This is a genomic window from Oryzisolibacter sp. LB2S (assembly GCF_040732315.1).
In the GTDB taxonomy this organism is placed as follows: Bacteria; Pseudomonadota; Gammaproteobacteria; order Burkholderiales; family Burkholderiaceae_C; genus Alicycliphilus; species Alicycliphilus soli.
In genome coordinates, this window is sequence record NZ_CP160388.1 from 3,175,917 (window position 1) to 3,190,610 (window position 14,694).

A 14,694-nucleotide genomic window follows, 5' to 3' on the forward strand; every position below is an offset into this window, starting at 1 on the left:
TGGACGGGCGCTACGGTCGAATTTCATTGCACATCCGCCAGCGGCATGGCCTGCTCCACCAGGCCCGCATACAGCGCCGCACCCAGGGGCAGCACCTCGTCGTTGAAGTCGTACAGGCTGTTGTGCAGCGTGCTGTTGCCCGCGCCCATGCCCTGGCCCAGGCGCAGGTAGGCGCCGGGCCGGGCCTGCAGCATGAAGGAGAAGTCCTCCGCGCCCATGCTGGGCTCGAGGTCGCGGTCCACGTTGTCCTCGCCCACCAGGGCGGCGGCCACGTCGCCGGCAAAGCGGGCCTCGGCCGCGGTGTTGATGGTGGCGGGGTAGATGCGCTCGTAGCGCACCGTGACGGTGGCGCCAAAGCCCAGAGCGATGGCGTTGCACAGGTCCTTGATGCGCTGCGCCACCATGTCCTGCACGGCGGGGTTGAAGGCGCGCACCGTGCCCACCAGCGTAGCCTGGCCGGGCAGCACGCTGAAAGCGCCCAGGTCGCCCGCGTGCACGGCGCACAGGCTGATGACGGCGCTGTCGAGCGCGCGCACGTTGCGCGAGACGATGCTTTGCACCGCCGTGATGATGTGGCCCGCCACCAGCACCACGTCCACCGTCTGGTAGGGGTGGGCGCCATGGCCGCCGCGGCCCGTGATCTCTATGGTCACGCGGTCGGCCGCAGCCATCATGGCGCCGTCGTTGATGCCCACGGTGCCGGGCCGCATCGCCGGCCAGTTGTGCATGGCATAGACCGACTGCACGGGAAAGCGCTCGAACAGCCCATCCTCGATCATCACGCGCGCGCCGCCCAGGCCCTCCTCGCCGGGCTGGAAGATCAGCACCGCCGTGCCGTCGAAATGGCGCGTGGCCGCGAGATAGCGCGCCGCGCCCACCAGCATGGTGGTGTGGCCGTCATGGCCGCAGCCGTGCATCAGGCCAGTCTTGCAGGACTTCCAGGCGAAGTCGTTGCGCTCGGTCATGGGCAGGGCATCCATGTCGGCGCGCAGGCCAATCATGCTGCCGCTGCCCCGCCCCTGGCCATGGATGATGCCGACCACGCCCGTGCGGCCTATGCCCTCGTGCACCTCGTCCACGCCCGCGGCGCGCAGGGCCTCGCGCACGCGCGCGCTGGTGTAGACCTCCTCGAAGCCGAGCTCGGGGTGGGCGTGCAGGTCACGCCGGAAGGCCGTGAGCTCGGGGTGGTACTGGGCGATCTGGGCAAAGGCGCGCCCGCCGGCCTTCAAACGCGTAGGCTGCATGTCAATGCCCCCCTCCCTTGCCGCCCACGCGCAGGCGCGGGTCGACGACGAAATACAGCAGGTCCACCACCAGGTTGATGACCACGAAGATCAGCGCGATCAGGCACAGATAGGCGGCCATCACGGGGATGTCGGCAAAGGTCACGGCCTGTATGAACAGCAGGCCCATGCCGGGCCACTGGAACACGGTCTCGGTGATGATGGCAAAGGCAATCAGGCCGCCGAGCTGCAGGCCGGTGATGGTCATCACCGGCACCAGCGTGTTCTTGAGCGCATGGCCGAAGTGGATGGCGCGGTCGGACAGGCCGCGCGCACGCGCGAACTTGATGTAGTCGGTGCGCAGCACCTCCAGCATCTCGGCGCGCACCAGCCGCATGATGAGCGTGAGCTGAAAGATGGCCAGCGTCACGGCCGGCAGCACGATGTGGTGCCAGCCCTTGGCCGTGAGCAGCCCCGTGCTCCACCAGCCCAGCTGCACCACATCGCCGCGCCCGAAACTCGGGAACCAGCCCAGCGTCACGGAGAAGATCAGGATCAGCAGAATGCCGATCAGAAACGTGGGCAGCGACACGCCCAGCAGCGACAGCGTCATGAACAGCTGGCTCAGCAGCGTGCCGCGCCTGAGCGCCGCATACACCCCCATGGGCACACCCACGGCCAGCGCGATGAAGGCCGCCACGAGGGACAGCTCCAGCGTGGCCGGAAAGCGCTCGGCAATCAGGCGCGAGACCTTGGCGCCCTGGCGCAGGCTGATTCCGAACTCGCCCTGCGCGGCGTTCACGAGGAAATGCCAGAACTGCACGATGAAGGGCTGATCCAGCCCCAGCGCGGCGCGCATCTCGGCCACCTGCTGGGGCGTGGCGTCCTGGCCCAGCAGAATGGCCACCGGGTCGCCCACGTACTGGAACAGCATGAAGGCGATGAAGGCCACCGTGACCATGACGATCAGGGCCTGCAGGAGTCTGCGCAATATGAAGGCAAGCATGGTGGGGTCGCGGTTGGTCGGGCCATGCTACACCGGCCCGGGGCGCACGTGGCCAGAAGCAGCGGTGGCAGGCAGTGTTTCCCCATGCCGCCGGGCATCGGAGAAATGCCATTGTTTTTATAGCACATCGCGCTTGACTGACAGCGCCTGCGCCGGCAATCATCTGTCATCGCGGGCATGCGCCATCGGCGGCAAGCTGCCGCTCCTCACACCCATGCGAAGCCACAAAAAGCAGAAAGCCTCCCGAGGGAGGCTTGCAGTCTGGCTGCGACCGCTCAGAAACGGTGACGCAGGCCGACGGTGATGCCGGTACGGCTGCGGGCGCCGCTGACCGGATCCAGAACGATGGCGTTGCCACCGCTGATGCTGGTGTGATCGACGCCAAAGTAGGCATCGGTACGCTTGCTGAAGGCGTAGTCGGCGACGGCCACGTAGAAGTTGGCATTGCCGTTGGAGGCACCCGTGGCAGAGCCCGACTGCTTGCCGCGGAAGTAATGCAGGCCCAGGTTCAGCTGAGACGTGAGCTGATAGCCCACGCCAAGCTTCAGCAACTGCCGCTTGTTGGTGTCACCCGGCAGGAAACCGCCGTTCGTCGAGCCACTCCAGAACGCACCCAGAATGGCGCCGTCCACGGCGTTCGCAAGCCCAATGGCCGGGCTGGTCACTGTGGCGAACTTGGCCTTGTTCAAACCATAGCCGGCCGTCATGTACCAAGGCCCGGTGCGATAGGAACCACCCAGGGTCCAGGCATCGACCTCGGTGCCACCGGGCAGCGTGGTGCGCAGATAGCCACCACCGACGGCCGCGCCCGATGCGGCATAGCGCAGATAACCGCCCACGGTCTTCCATGCGCCGCCGTTGAGCGTACCAAGCACATAGGCCGGAATGGCGGTGGCTGCAGTGGGGAAACCCGCCTGACCGCGCTTGTTGTTCTCGTCAAACGAATACTGCAACGAACCCACCAGGCTGCGATCCGACGAGGCAAAGGTGTACTTCAGCATATTGCTGGTGCGCGCGCCCATGGACAGGCCGATTTCAGGCTTGTAGGCCTCCATGTAGGGCGAATATGGGAAGGACGCGTAGGTGCTCGTCACCACGTCGAACAGCACGTTCCACTGACGACCGGCGGTCAGGCGGCCATAGCGGCCCTGCAGGCCCACATGGGCCAGCTGGAAGAACGGCGCATTGGCAGCCGAGTTGCCCGCGTCGGCATCGAAACGGTTTTCCAGAACCACCAGCGCCTTGCTGCCGCCGCCCAAGTCTTCCTCGACGTTGATGCCCCAGCGGCTTTGCGACATGCCGCCACCGAGCATCTGGGTCTTGTTCGACTTGCCGGCACCCTCGTTGGTGGTGTGACGCACGGCGGCATCGACAATCCCCCACAACTCCACCTTGCTGGTGCTGGCCGCCTGGGCCAAGGCAGCCCCGCTGCCACCGAGGGCAACCGCGGCCAGGATGATGCTCTTCTTTGCAAACAGGGGCATGGTCTATCTCACTCTCTCTGAAGTAATGGGAGATTTGATTCTAGAAACCAAGCCAGCCCAGGCTGACGCGCTATCGCATCGATACCACAGGCGTTTCCCCTAGTTTGGTGTTACCTGGGTGACGCGGATCTCGGCGGCGAAAAAAAAACCGCCACCCGAAGGTGGCGGTTGGGATCTTCATGCAAGGCTGGCGTCAAGCCAGCCGGGCATTAGAACGAGTGGGTCAGACCAACTTGCAGGCCTTGCTGCTTGCCGTTGTCCAGACCGGCGTTGCCGTTGATGGAGAAACGGTTGCCGTTGTTCTTGTTCTTCAGGTAGGCGTAGGTGCCGTACACGGAAGTACGCTTGGACAGGCTGTAGACATAACCGACGGCGAAGTGATCGGCCTTGGCGTCAGCCAAACCAGTCTGCTTGTCCTGGTAGCGGTTGTAGGAAGCCTTCACCAGGCCAGGGCCCACGGGGGCAGTCACAGCCAGCATGTAGCCGCGGCGCTTGGCATCTGCGCCAGTGGTGGCGAAGGCAAAGTTGTCCACGGTGGACTGACGGTAGCCAGCCAGCAGCTTGACCACGCCCAGATCATACGAACCGCCCAGGCTCCAGGCAGTGATGTCGCCAGCGGAGGTAATGGAGTCTTCGCGGCTCAGTTGCTCGCCGCTCAGACCCAGGCTCAGAGGACCATTGTCATAGGTGACGCCCAGGCCCATATAGCGACGCTGGCTGTTCTTGCCAGCCTCTTCGCCAAAGCCATAGTTCACGCCAACCTTGAAGCCGGCGAAGTTGGGCGACACGTAGGTCACTGCATTGCTCACGCGCTGGTCGGTGGTGCGAGCGCCGTTGTTGACAGTACCGGCATCGCCATTGCCGCCATTGCCCCACAGTTGGGAGGCACCCAGACCCACGGAGCCGAACACGTCGTAACGAGCCACGGCGTTGTAGGCTGCGGTCAGCTCGCGGCCCAGGCGCACTTCACCGAAGCCGCCTTGCAGACCCACGGTGGAACGGCGCTTGAAGGCAAAAGAGGTGCCATCGGTAGAAGCGGAGTAGCCCGAGTTGCCATCGCCGTTGTCCAGGTTCAGGCCTGCTTCGAGCCAGAAGTTGGCCTTCAGGCCACCACCCAGATCTTCCGTGCCACGGAAGCCAATGCGGCTTGTCAGCTGGTTGCCAGAGGTCAGGCCAGACCAGTTGTTCGCGCCGTCAACATAAGTCACGCCAGCGTCGACCACGCCGAACAGGGTCACGGAAGACTGAGCCATTGCGGCGCCGGAAGCGGCCAGCACTGCCAGGGCGATCAGAGACTTTTTCATTACTAGTTACTCCAAGGTTAAACAGAGGGCGCCGGATCGTGAGGGTTGGGGCTGCGTCTTGCGACCCGCCCGCCGGGTCCCCGGGCCAACCTCCTGGTGGGGAAGTTGGTGTTATTGCAACAGAGGACGTCTGGATGCGCAAAGAAAATCCCGCAGATTCGGGCCAATTCCGGCGATTTCGTTGCCGCGCCACAACATTGTCAACCAATTCTGGATGCGGCCCGTGTTGCGCACGAGCAACGGCGTGCCATCCGCCACCGCCAGGCTTCGCTCCGTCTCCGCGCACCCGCACCCGGGGTGGCGGCCTCAATCCTCGATCAGGGTGAACCCGGTGGTGATCTGGGCCGTCTTGCCCAGCATGATGCTGGCGGAGCAGTATTTCTCGTGGCTCATGGCGATGGCGCGCTCGACGGCGCTGGCCGGAATACCGCGACCGATCACGGTGAACTGCATGTGGATCTTGGTGAAGACCTTGGGGTCGGTCTGGGCGCGCTCAGAGCTGAGTTTGACGCTGCAGCCGCGCACGTCGTGGCGCCCGCGCTTCAATATCAGCACCACGTCATAGGCGGTGCAGCCGCCGGCGCCGGCCAGCACGGCCTCCATGGGGCGCGGCGCGAGGTTCTGGCCACCGTTCCCGGGGCGGTCGGCGTCGGGCGCCCCATCCATGGCCAGGATATGGCCGCTGCCGGTCTCTGCCACAAAGCCCATGCCGGAGCGCGTGCCGGCGTTGCCGGTCCAGCTGACGGTGCATTCCATGTTGTATTTCTCCAAAAATCAGGGTGAACCCGTAAATAATTTTGTGCAGGACGGCAATTTTGCTGCATTGCAGCACCGGCGGCGCTACAATGCACCCATGCGATGCGGTTTGCGTCGCACCGATTGTCTCCTCCATCTCCTCAAAAGGATGGATTGAGCCCCAGGCCTTGCGGCCCGGGGCTTTTTTTTGCCCGGCGGTGCCCCGCCGCGCAGCGCCTATGATGTGCGCCCCGGCCGCCCGCACCATGGCGCTCCTGCCGGATCGCATCATGACAGAGCCCCTGACCCCCTTCGACTACCTGACCCGGATCCTCACCGCGCGCGTGTACGACGTGGCCGTGGAGTCCGACCTGCAGCCCGCGCGCGCGCTGTCGCGCCGGCTGCACAACAAGATCCTTTTGAAGCGCGAGGACCAGCAACCGGTGTTCAGCTTCAAGCTCCGCGGCGCCTACAACAAGATGGCGCAGCTGCCAGCCGAGCAGCTGGCCAAGGGGGTGATCTGCGCCTCGGCCGGCAACCATGCCCAGGGCGTGGCGCTGAGCGCGGCGAAGCTGGGCACGCGCGCCGTGATCGTGATGCCGACCACCACGCCCCAGGTGAAGGTGGACGCCGTCAAGACCCTGGGCGGCGAGGTGGTGCTGGCCGGCGACAGCTATTCGGACGCCTACGAGCATGCCCTGCGCCTGCAGCAGGACGAGGGCCTGACCTTTGTCCACCCTTTCGACGACCCCGACGTGATTGCCGGCCAGGGCACGATCGCCATGGAGATGCTGCGCCAGTTGCAGGCGCTGGGCAGCCACCGGCTCGATGCCGTGTTCGTGCCCATAGGCGGCGGCGGGCTGATCGCCGGCGTGGCCAACTACCTCAAGGCCGTGAGCCCGCAGACCAAGGTGATCGGCGTGCAGATGAACGACTCGGACGCCATGGCCCAGTCGGCGCGCCAGCACCAGCGCGTGCAGCTGCCCGACGTGGGCCTGTTTGCCGACGGCACGGCGGTCAAGCTCGTGGGCGAGGAAACCTTCCGCGTGGCCCATGCGCTGGTGGACGACTATGTGATCGTGGACACCGACGCCGTCTGCGCCGCCATCAAGGACATCTTTGCCGACACGCGCAGCATCGTCGAGCCCTCGGGCGCCCTGGGCGTGGCGGCCATCAAGCAGTATGTGGCGCGCCACAAGACCCGGGGCGAGACCTACGCCACGATTCTCTCGGGCGCGAACATGAACTTCGACCGTCTGCGCTTCGTGGCCGAGCGCGCCGACGTGGGCGAGGAGCGCGAGGCGCTGTTCGCCGTCACCATCCCCGAGGAGCGCGGCAGCTTCAAGCGCTTCTGCGAGGTGGTGGGTGCCCTGCCCGGCGGGCCGCGCAATGTGACGGAGTTCAACTACCGCATCAGCCACGAGCAGCGGGCCCATGTGTTCGTGGGCCTGTCCACGCATGGGCGCGGCGAGTCGGAGAAGATCGCCAGGAATTTCGTCAAGCATGGCTTCGAGTCGCTGGACCTCACGCATGACGAGCTCGCCAAGGAGCATCTGCGCCACCTGGTGGGCGGGCGCTCGCCACTGGCGCGCGACGAGCGGCTGATGCGCTTTACCTTCCCCGAGCGGCCCGGCGCGCTGTTCAAGTTTCTGAGCCTGATGCAGCCGACCTGGAACATCTCGCTGTTCCACTACCGCAACCAGGGCGCGGACTATGGCCGCATCCTCGTGGGCATGCAGGTGCCGGCCGAGGACAGCGCGGCCTTCGACGCCTTTTTGCAGCAGCTCAGCTACCCCTATGTGGAAGAGACGCAGAACCCGGCGTACCGGCTGTTTCTCAAGGCCAATGGTCAGTAGTCAAAGCCGCCACCACCCGTCATTCCGGCGAAAGCCGGAATCCAGAAACGCTTGCGCGACCTGCGCAGGTGGATTCCGGCTTGCGCCGGAATGACGACAGGCGACGAAGCGGCCCCCATGCAAGCCCTGCGCCACTACCTGCTGGCCGTGCAGTTCTTCACGCGCCTGCCCATCACGGGGCGGCTGGCCGCCTGGGTGGGCTACAGCCCGGCCATGCTGCGCGCCAGCAGCGCGCATTTCCCCGGTGTGGGCTGGCTGGTGGCGGGCGTGGCCGTGGGCGTGTATGCGCTGCTCCACCACGCCCTCGGCGGCCAGGGCTACGCGCCGCTGGTGGCGGCCGTGGGCAGCACCATTGCCACGGTGCTGGTCACGGGAGGCTTTCACGAGGACGGCCTGGCCGACGTGGCCGACGGCCTGGGCGGCGCCTACCGGCGCGAGCGGGCGCTCACGATCATGAAGGACTCGCGCATAGGCGCGTTCGGCGCCATGGCGCTGGTGCTGAGCCTCGCCGCCAAGCTCGCGCTGCTGGCGCAGCTCGGCCACCTGGGCCTGGCCGGCGCGCTGGTGGCGCTGGCGGGCGCGCATGTGCTCTCGCGCCTGTGGCCGCTCGTCGTGGTGCGCGCTCTGCCCCATGTGGGCGACACGGCCACGTCCAAGAGCAAGCCGCTGGCGGACCAGATATCGGGCCGCGCGCTGCTGGCTGCAAGCTTGTGGTGTTTTCCGGCCCTGGCGCTTGTCTGGCAAGCGCAAGGCGCTTTTGTATTGATAGCATCCCTGCTGTGCAGCGCGCTGGGCGCGGCCTGGATGCTGTGGCGCTTTGCGCGGCGGCTGCAGGGCTTCACGGGCGACTGCCTGGGCGCCACGCAGCAGGTGGCCGAGATAGCCTTCTACCTGGGCGCGGCCATCGCCCTCACGCCATGAGCCGGCTGTGGCTGGTGCGCCATGCGCGCCCGCTCGCGGCCGATGGCCTGTGCTATGGGCGCCTCGACCTGGCGGCAGACGCCGCGGCCAGCCGCGCCGCCGCACGCACCCTCGCGGCCGCGCTGCCGCCGCGCGTCGCAGGATTGTGGCATTCACCGCTACAAAGATGCGAGCTGCTCGCGCTTGACCTGCGGGCGCTGCGACCCGATTTGGCATCAATTCCCGAGCCGCGCATCCTGGAGATGGACTTTGGCGCCTGGGAGGGCCTCGCCTGGGACGCCATCGCCCAGGCGGAGATCGCCGCCTGGGCCGACGACCTGGCCCGCCATGCGCCCGGCGGCGGCGAGCCGCTCTCGGCCATGCTGGCGCGCGTCGACGAGGCCCTGGGCGAGGCCGCGGCCCGCGCCCGGGCCGGGGGCGGCGATGTGGTCTGGATCACCCATGCGGGCGTGGCGCGCTGCGTGCACTGGCTGCAGGTCCATGGCCCGGCGCGCCTGCCGCGCTCCGATGAATGGCCCGTGCAGGCGCCGGGCTTTGGCGATTGGGTGCAGGTGGAGCTGTAGCTCAGCAGTGGCTACCCGCCCTTGGGCGCCGGCATCTGCAGCGTCAGCGTGGCGGCGCCATCGACCTGTGGGCCCAGCCGCGCCTCGCGCCGGGTGAGCGACTGCAGCACCAGGCCGGGCTCGACGCTCGCGCCCACGCGGTAGGGCTTGGGCGGCTTGCCGTCGACGGCGATCAGGGCCGCGCCCGTGCCGCTCTCGGTTCCGGCCAGCAGGCCCAGCAGCACCAGACGGCTCGCGGCGGGTGCGGCCTCGGCCGTGGCGGCCTGGGCCTGGGCAGCGAGCAGGCGCGCGAGCGCCTGCGGGTCGGCCTGCACGGCATCGGGCGCGGCCGCCAGCGGCGCCGGCCCGGTGGCCGGGGCGGACAGCCGCAGGCCCCAGTACACGGCACTGGCCCCGGCCAGCGCCCAGAGCGCCAGGGTGGCCAGGAGCGGGGCCCAGCGGTGGGGGGAAGTTGTCACCATGGCCCGATTATGATTGACCGGATCCGATCTCTCTCCCTATTTCTCAGTACCGTGCTTGCCTCTTCCCATCCCTCTTTGGCGCAGCGTGCGCGCCGCCGCCTGGCCGCCGGCTTCACCCTGATCGAGCTCATGGTGGTGCTGGTCATCATCGGCGTGCTGGCCGCGCTCATCGTGCCCAATGTGCTCGACCGCGCCGACGACGCGCGCGTGACCGCCGCGCGCACAGACATCGCCAACATCTCCCAGGCGCTCAAGCTCTACCGCCTGGACAACCAGCGTTACCCCTCGGCCGAACAGGGCCTGCAGGCGCTGATCGCCAAGCCCACGACGGCGCCCGTGCCGGGCAACTGGCGCCCCTACCTGGAAAAGCTGCCCAACGACCCCTGGGGCCACCCCTACCAGTACCTGAACCCCGGCATCAAGGGCGAGGTGGACGTGATGTCCTTCGGCGCCGACGGCCAATCCGGCGGCGAGGGCAAGAATGCCGACATCGGCAGCTGGCAGTAAGCCGACGGCCCGGCCATGCCGAGACCATGCGTCATCCCCGCGCGGGCGACATACCGACACCATCCGTCATCCCCGCGCAGGCGGGGATCCAGCGGTGATCCGGGCGACTCCCTCGTGGCGGCGATGGATCCCCGCCTGCGCGGGGATGACGGTGGGGCACGCATTTGCGGAAGTCGCCGCTTGAGCCAGCACCTGCACACCCACGGCAGCGGGCCGCAGGCCGCCCAGCGCGGCTTCACGTTGCTGGAGCTGCTGGTGGTGATTGCCATCATGGCGCTGGCCACGGCCGGGGTGGGCCTGGCGCTGCGTGACAGCGGCGCCACGGCATTGCAGCGCGAGGGCGAGCGGCTCGCGGCGCTGCTGGAGTCGGCGCGCGCACAGTCGCGCGCCTCGGGCGCGGCCGTGCGCTGGCGGGCCGACGCGCGCGGCTTTCACTTCGAGGGCCTGCCCGCGGCCCGGCTGCCCGACCATTGGCTCGACGGCGCCACCGCCGTGCGCGGACCGGGCGAGCTCTGGCTCGGGCCCGAACCGCTGATCGGCGCGCAGCAGGTGGTGATCGTGAGCCAGAACCATCCCGACCGCGCCGTGCGCGTGGCCACCGACGGGCTGCGCCCGTTTTCCGTGCAGGCCCTGCCATGAGCACGCGTGCATGGGCAGCCCCGCAGGCGGGCTTCACGCTGGTCGAGGTGCTCGTGGCCCTGGCCATCGTGGCCATCGCGCTCATGGCCGGGCTGCAGGCCACCTCGGCGCTGACGCGCAACGCCGCGCGCCAGACCGACGTGGTGCTGGCCCATCTGTGCGCCGAGAACGAGCTCGTCAAGGTGCGCCTGGCGCGCCAGATGCCCGCCATAGGCGATGCGCGCCAGCCCTGCGAGCAGGCCGGGCGCGGCTACGAGGTGGCCGTGACCGTGTCGCCCACGCCCAACCCGCAGTTCCGCCGCGTGGACGCCCAGGTGTTCGAGGCCGATCTGCCCGTGCTGCGCCTGTCCACCATCGTCGGACGTTACTGATGATGCGGCGCCGGCCCTCGGGCTTCACCCTGGTCGAGCTGCTGGTGGCCATCGCCGTCATGGCGCTGCTGGCGATCGCGAGCTGGCGCGGGCTCGACGGCATGGTGCGCTCGCAGCAGATCACGCGCGAGCGCGCCGACGCCATCCTGGTGCTGCAGACCGTGCTGGCCCAATGGGGCGCGGACCTCGATGCGCTGCAGGCCGTGGACCACACCGAGCCGATCGCCTGGGACGGCCAGGTGCTGCGCCTCACGCGGCGCGGCACGCGCCAGCCCGACGAGGGCGTGCTCGTCGTCGCCTGGGCGAGGCGCAATGTGGACGGCAGGCCCCAGTGGCTGCGGTGGCAGTCGCCCCCCGTGCGCACGCGCGCCGAATGGGAGCAGATCTGGGCGCGCGCCGCGCAATGGGCGCGCACGCCCGGCGAGGCCGAGCGCCGCGCCGAGACCCGGCTCATGCCCCTGGCCGACTGGCAGCTGTTCTTCTACCGCGGCGGCGCCTGGGCCAATGCGCTGTCGGCCAACACCTCGGGCAGCCTGGCGCAGACGCCCGGGGGCCTGTCCAGCGCCGCGGCCAGCATCCCCGAGGGCGTGCGCCTGCAGATCACGCTGCCCGAGGACAGCGCCCTGCCCGGCGTGATCACGCGCGACTGGGCCAATCCGCTGCTGGGCGGGGGCAAGTCATGAGGGGCATGCGCCAGGCCGGCGCCGCCCTGCTGGCTGCCATGCTCACCGTCACGCTGGTGGCGACCTTTGCCGCGGCCGCGCTCTGGCAGCAGTGGCGCGCCATCGAGGTCGAGACCGCCGAGCGCGCGCGCATCCAATCGGCCTGGATACTCATAGGCGCGCTCGACTGGTCACGGCTGATCCTGCGCGAGGACTCGCTCGCCAGCGGCGGCGACGGCACGGACAACCTCAGCGAGCCCTGGGCCGTGCCGCTCGAGGAGGCGCGCCTGTCGACCTTTCTGGCCGCGCAGAACAACGTGGCCCAGGTGGAGGACGCGAGCACCGACACGGCCAACGCCTTTCTCTCGGGTCAGATCACCGACCAGCAGGGCCTGCTGAACCTGCGCAACCTCGCGGGCGAGCAGCAGGTGGACGCCACGGCGCTGCGCCAGTTTGCGCGCCTGTTCGACTACCTGGGCCTGCCGCGCGCGCAGCTCGACCTGCTCGCGCGCCAGATGCAGCGCGCCACGGCGCGCGAGGGCGACCAGGGCAGCTCGCCGCTGCTGCCGCAAAGCCCGGCCCAGCTGGGCTGGTGGGGGCTGCCGCCGGACACCGTGGCGGCGCTCGTCCCCCATGTCACGCTGCTGCCCGTGCGCACCACGGTCAACGTGAACACGGCGAGCGCCGTGGTGCTCTGGGCCAGCGCCGACGGCATCGACATGGCCGACGCCCAGCGCCTGGTGCAGCGGCGCGAGACGAATCACTTTCGCAGCGTGGCCGATGCCGCACAGCTCGTGCGCGAGGCCGGCCGCATCACCAGCACCACGCATGGCGTGGCGTCCAGCTACTTCGAGGTGCGCGGGCGGCTGCGGCTCGATGGCGCCGTGGTCGAGGAGCGCTCCCTGGTGCACAAGCAACGCGGCACCGTGCGCACGCTCTGGCGCGAGCGCGGCAGCCTCGCGCACCGCATGGGCACCAGCACCGGGCGCTGAAGGATCAACCCCAGGAGGCTGTCGGACTTGGAGCGCCGAAAGCGAAAATCGGCCCCAGCGAGACCAGTTTTCGCCGGGTTTGCAGCCCAATAGCCGAGCTATTGGGCAAAAACACGGTGGAAAATGGGCCGCTGCGGTCGATTTGCAGCCGGCGATTTCCAAGTCCGACAGTCTCCTAGAATCGCCCGCGAGATTACCCCCCTTCATGAGCACTCTTGTCATCACCCTGCCCCAGGGCCTGCCGACTGCCGGCACCGACTACGGCTACACGCTGACCGCCGACGGCCACCAGGCCCTGCAACATGCCAGCACCAGCGCCACCCTGCTGCCCGACCCGGGCCGCGCCGGCGAGGTCGTGGCCGTGGTGCCGGCGCGCGCCCTGTCCTGGCAGCGCGCCACGCTGCCGCCGGGCGCGGCCAGCCAGCCCGCGCGCCTGCGCGCCGTGCTCGAGGGCCTGCTCGAGGAGCAGCTGCTCGACGACCCCGCCGAGCTGCACTTTGCGCTGGCGCCCGGCTTTCAGGGCGGCAGCACGGTCTGGGTGGCGGTGTGCGACCGCGCCTGGCTGCGGGCCCATCTGCAGGCACTGGAGGCCGCGGGCCGCGCGGCCGACCGCGTGGTGCCCGAGTTCGCGCCCGGCCCCACGGCCAGCGGGCAGGAGGAATGCGAGGTGCTGGGCAGCCCCGAGGATGCACAGCTCGTGCTCACGGGCCACGGCCCGCAGCAGGCCGTGGCCGTGCTGCCGCTGGCCGCGGCCCGCGGCCTGATCGCCGGCGCCACAGAGGACAGCCCCCCCGTGCGCGCCGAGCCCGCCGTGGCCGCCCTGGCCGAGCGTCTGCTGGGCCGCCGCGTGCAGCTGCGCACCGCCAGCGAGCGCGCCCTGGCCGCCGCGCGCGGGCCCTGGGACCTGGCGCAGTTCGACCTGGCCAGCAGCGGCCACCGGCGCCTGCTGCGTCGCCTGGGCAGCGCCGCCAATGCCCTTGCGCGCGCGCCGCAGTGGCGCGCCGCGCGCTGGGCGCTCGGACTGGCCGTGGCGCTGCAGATCGTCGGTCTGAACCTCTGGGCCTGGCAGGACCGCCAGGCGCTCGCGGCCAAGCAGGCCGGCGTGCGCAGCGCGCTCACGCAGACCTTCCCGCAGGTGCGCGTCGTGGTCGACGCGCCCGTGCAGATGGAGCGCGAGCTGGCCCAGCTGCGCCAGGCCGCGGGCAGCATGGCGCCCGGCGATCTGGAGCCGCTCATGGCCGCCGCCGGCGCCGCCCTGCCCGCAAGCCAGGTGCCCGCCCAGATCGAATACCAGGACGACGCGCTGCTGCTGCGCGGCGTGGCCCTCGGCCCCGAGGAGCTGGCCGCCATGAACCAGCGCCTGGCCGCCCACGGCTATGTGGCGCGCGCCCAGGACGACGGCCTGCTCCTGCAGGCACAGGAGCGCCCATGACCACGACCATGACAGCGACCACCGCACCCTCCCCCATCGCCACCCTGCGCCGGCACTGGGCCGGCCTGGCCGCGCGCGAGCAGACCCTGGTGCTTGCCGCCGCCGGCGTGGTCGGCCTGGCCCTGCTGTGGTGGCTGGCGCTGGCGCCGGCGCTCGCGCAGCTGCGCGCATCGCCCGCACGCCATGCGGCCGCGGACGCCCAGCTGCAGCGCATGCAGGCCCTGCAGGCCGAGGCCCTGCAGCTGCGCGACGCGCCGCGCCCGCAGGGCGGCGAGGCGCTGCGCACGCTGCAGGGATCGCTGGCCCAGCAGCTTGGCGGCGCCGCGCAGCTGCAGGCCGCGGGCGAGCGCGTCACCATCACCCTCAAGGCCGTGCCGGCCGAGGCCCTGGCGCAATGGCTGAACCAGGCACGCAGCCAGGCGCGCGCCACGCCCGTGCAGGCGCGCCTGGTGCGCAGTGGCCAGGGCCTGCCCGCGCGCTGGGATGGGCAGCTGGTGCTGATCCTGCCGCCGGCCTGAGCCAACTTGAAAGCCGCCTC

16 protein-coding genes are annotated in these 14,694 nt (G+C 69.4%); 10 read left to right on the plus strand and 6 right to left on the minus strand.

Annotation, left to right across the window (positions count from 1 at the left end; translation table 11 throughout):
• Positions 1-23 precede the first annotated feature (23 nt).
• The 5 genes from ABUE11_RS15025 to ABUE11_RS15045 all read right to left on the minus strand — a co-directional run bounded on the left by ABUE11_RS15025 (position 24) and on the right by ABUE11_RS15045 (position 5,773).
• The gene (locus ABUE11_RS15025; protein WP_367066135.1) at positions 24-1,244 is read right to left on the minus strand and encodes a M20 aminoacylase family protein; all 1,221 of its coding nucleotides are present in this window, start codon (positions 1,242-1,244) and stop codon (positions 24-26) included.
• Position 1,245: 1 nt separating this feature from the next.
• Positions 1,246-2,229, minus strand: a complete 984-nt coding sequence (locus ABUE11_RS15030; RefSeq protein ID WP_367066136.1) for an ABC transporter permease — start codon at positions 2,227-2,229, stop codon at positions 1,246-1,248.
• 275 nt (positions 2,230-2,504) lie between these two features.
• Positions 2,505-3,713 (minus strand): porin, encoded by a 1,209-nt coding sequence (locus ABUE11_RS15035; RefSeq protein WP_367066138.1) that lies wholly within the window; start codon positions 3,711-3,713, stop codon positions 2,505-2,507.
• Between the two features lie 209 nt (positions 3,714-3,922).
• Positions 3,923-5,017 carry a porin gene (locus tag ABUE11_RS15040; protein WP_367066140.1) on the minus strand — a complete coding sequence of 365 codons (1,095 nt, stop codon included), beginning with the start codon at positions 5,015-5,017 and terminating at the stop codon, positions 3,923-3,925.
• 306 nt (positions 5,018-5,323) lie between these two features.
• Positions 5,324-5,773, minus strand: coding sequence for an OsmC family protein (locus tag ABUE11_RS15045; RefSeq protein ID WP_367066141.1), 450 nt, complete (start codon positions 5,771-5,773; stop codon positions 5,324-5,326).
• A 269-nt stretch (positions 5,774-6,042) separates the two neighbouring features.
• Here ABUE11_RS15045 and ilvA point away from each other — a divergent pair, with 269 nt between their 5' ends.
• The 3 genes from ilvA to ABUE11_RS15060 all read left to right on the plus strand — a co-directional run bounded on the left by ilvA (position 6,043) and on the right by ABUE11_RS15060 (position 9,092).
• On the plus strand, positions 6,043-7,608 hold the full coding sequence (ilvA, locus tag ABUE11_RS15050) for a threonine ammonia-lyase, biosynthetic (RefSeq protein ID WP_367066143.1): 1,566 nt from the start codon (positions 6,043-6,045) through the stop codon (positions 7,606-7,608).
• 117 nt (positions 7,609-7,725) lie between these two features.
• On the plus strand, positions 7,726-8,529 hold the full coding sequence (locus tag ABUE11_RS15055) for an adenosylcobinamide-GDP ribazoletransferase (protein ID WP_367066144.1): 804 nt from the start codon (positions 7,726-7,728) through the stop codon (positions 8,527-8,529).
• Complete coding sequence (locus tag ABUE11_RS15060; protein WP_367066145.1) at positions 8,526-9,092, plus strand: histidine phosphatase family protein; 567 nt, start codon at positions 8,526-8,528, stop codon at positions 9,090-9,092. Before ABUE11_RS15055 ends, ABUE11_RS15060 begins: the two co-directional genes overlap by 4 nt.
• Before the next feature lie 11 nt (positions 9,093-9,103).
• On the opposite strand, the gene ABUE11_RS15065 is transcribed toward ABUE11_RS15060, so the two are convergent.
• On the minus strand, positions 9,104-9,553 hold the full coding sequence (locus ABUE11_RS15065) for a type II secretion system protein N (RefSeq protein WP_367066146.1): 450 nt from the start codon (positions 9,551-9,553) through the stop codon (positions 9,104-9,106).
• A 9-nt stretch (positions 9,554-9,562) separates the two neighbouring features.
• On the opposite strand from ABUE11_RS15065, the gene gspG reads away from it, so the two are divergent.
• From gspG to gspM, 7 genes are all read left to right on the plus strand, one after another.
• On the plus strand, positions 9,563-10,060 hold the full coding sequence (gene gspG, locus ABUE11_RS15070; protein ID WP_367066147.1) for a type II secretion system major pseudopilin GspG: 498 nt from the start codon (positions 9,563-9,565) through the stop codon (positions 10,058-10,060).
• Positions 10,061-10,240: 180 nt separating this feature from the next.
• Complete coding sequence (locus ABUE11_RS15075; RefSeq protein WP_367066148.1) at positions 10,241-10,699, plus strand: prepilin-type N-terminal cleavage/methylation domain-containing protein; 459 nt, start codon at positions 10,241-10,243, stop codon at positions 10,697-10,699.
• Positions 10,696-11,070, plus strand: coding sequence for a type II secretion system minor pseudopilin GspI (gene gspI, locus ABUE11_RS15080; RefSeq protein WP_367066149.1), 375 nt, complete (start codon positions 10,696-10,698; stop codon positions 11,068-11,070). Before ABUE11_RS15075 ends, gspI begins: the two co-directional genes overlap by 4 nt.
• Positions 11,070-11,753, plus strand: a complete 684-nt coding sequence (locus tag ABUE11_RS15085; RefSeq protein ID WP_367066150.1) for a prepilin-type N-terminal cleavage/methylation domain-containing protein — start codon at positions 11,070-11,072, stop codon at positions 11,751-11,753. The genes gspI and ABUE11_RS15085 overlap by 1 nt, the downstream gene beginning before the upstream one ends.
• Positions 11,750-12,724: a type II secretion system minor pseudopilin GspK gene (gspK, locus tag ABUE11_RS15090; RefSeq protein WP_367066151.1), complete on the plus strand. Its 975-nt coding sequence runs from the start codon at positions 11,750-11,752 to the stop codon at positions 12,722-12,724. Before ABUE11_RS15085 ends, gspK begins: the two co-directional genes overlap by 4 nt.
• A 205-nt stretch (positions 12,725-12,929) precedes the next feature.
• Positions 12,930-14,156 (plus strand): type II secretion system protein GspL, encoded by a 1,227-nt coding sequence (gspL, locus tag ABUE11_RS15095; protein ID WP_367066152.1) that lies wholly within the window; start codon positions 12,930-12,932, stop codon positions 14,154-14,156.
• A gap of 8 nt (positions 14,157-14,164) precedes the next feature.
• On the plus strand, positions 14,165-14,674 hold the full coding sequence (gene gspM, locus ABUE11_RS15100) for a type II secretion system protein GspM (protein ID WP_367068833.1): 510 nt from the start codon (positions 14,165-14,167) through the stop codon (positions 14,672-14,674).
• The last annotated feature ends 20 nt before the right edge of the window (positions 14,675-14,694 follow it).

Excerpts from the sequence above, each read along its gene's own strand:
- ABUE11_RS15025 (WP_367066135.1), bottom strand. The coding sequence starts at position 1,244 with ATGCAGCCTACGCGTTTGAAGGCCGGCGGGCGCGCCTTTGCCCAGATC.
- ABUE11_RS15030 (WP_367066136.1), bottom strand. The coding sequence starts at position 2,229 with ATGCTTGCCTTCATATTGCGCAGACTCCTGCAGGCCCTGATCGTCATG.
- ABUE11_RS15035 (WP_367066138.1), bottom strand. The coding sequence starts at position 3,713 with ATGCCCCTGTTTGCAAAGAAGAGCATCATCCTGGCCGCGGTTGCCCTC.
- ABUE11_RS15040 (WP_367066140.1), bottom strand. The coding sequence starts at position 5,017 with ATGAAAAAGTCTCTGATCGCCCTGGCAGTGCTGGCCGCTTCCGGCGCC.
- ABUE11_RS15045 (WP_367066141.1), bottom strand. The coding sequence starts at position 5,773 with ATGGAATGCACCGTCAGCTGGACCGGCAACGCCGGCACGCGCTCCGGC.
- ilvA (WP_367066143.1), top strand. The coding sequence starts at position 6,043 with ATGACAGAGCCCCTGACCCCCTTCGACTACCTGACCCGGATCCTCACC.
- ABUE11_RS15055 (WP_367066144.1), top strand. The coding sequence starts at position 7,726 with ATGCAAGCCCTGCGCCACTACCTGCTGGCCGTGCAGTTCTTCACGCGC.
- ABUE11_RS15060 (WP_367066145.1), top strand. The coding sequence starts at position 8,526 with ATGAGCCGGCTGTGGCTGGTGCGCCATGCGCGCCCGCTCGCGGCCGAT.
- ABUE11_RS15065 (WP_367066146.1), bottom strand. The coding sequence starts at position 9,553 with ATGGTGACAACTTCCCCCCACCGCTGGGCCCCGCTCCTGGCCACCCTG.
- gspG (WP_367066147.1), top strand. The coding sequence starts at position 9,563 with ATGATTGACCGGATCCGATCTCTCTCCCTATTTCTCAGTACCGTGCTT.
- gspI (WP_367066149.1), top strand. The coding sequence starts at position 10,696 with ATGAGCACGCGTGCATGGGCAGCCCCGCAGGCGGGCTTCACGCTGGTC.
- ABUE11_RS15085 (WP_367066150.1), top strand. The coding sequence starts at position 11,070 with ATGATGCGGCGCCGGCCCTCGGGCTTCACCCTGGTCGAGCTGCTGGTG.
- gspK (WP_367066151.1), top strand. The coding sequence starts at position 11,750 with ATGAGGGGCATGCGCCAGGCCGGCGCCGCCCTGCTGGCTGCCATGCTC.
- gspL (WP_367066152.1), top strand. The coding sequence starts at position 12,930 with ATGAGCACTCTTGTCATCACCCTGCCCCAGGGCCTGCCGACTGCCGGC.
- gspM (WP_367068833.1), top strand. The coding sequence starts at position 14,165 with ATGACAGCGACCACCGCACCCTCCCCCATCGCCACCCTGCGCCGGCAC.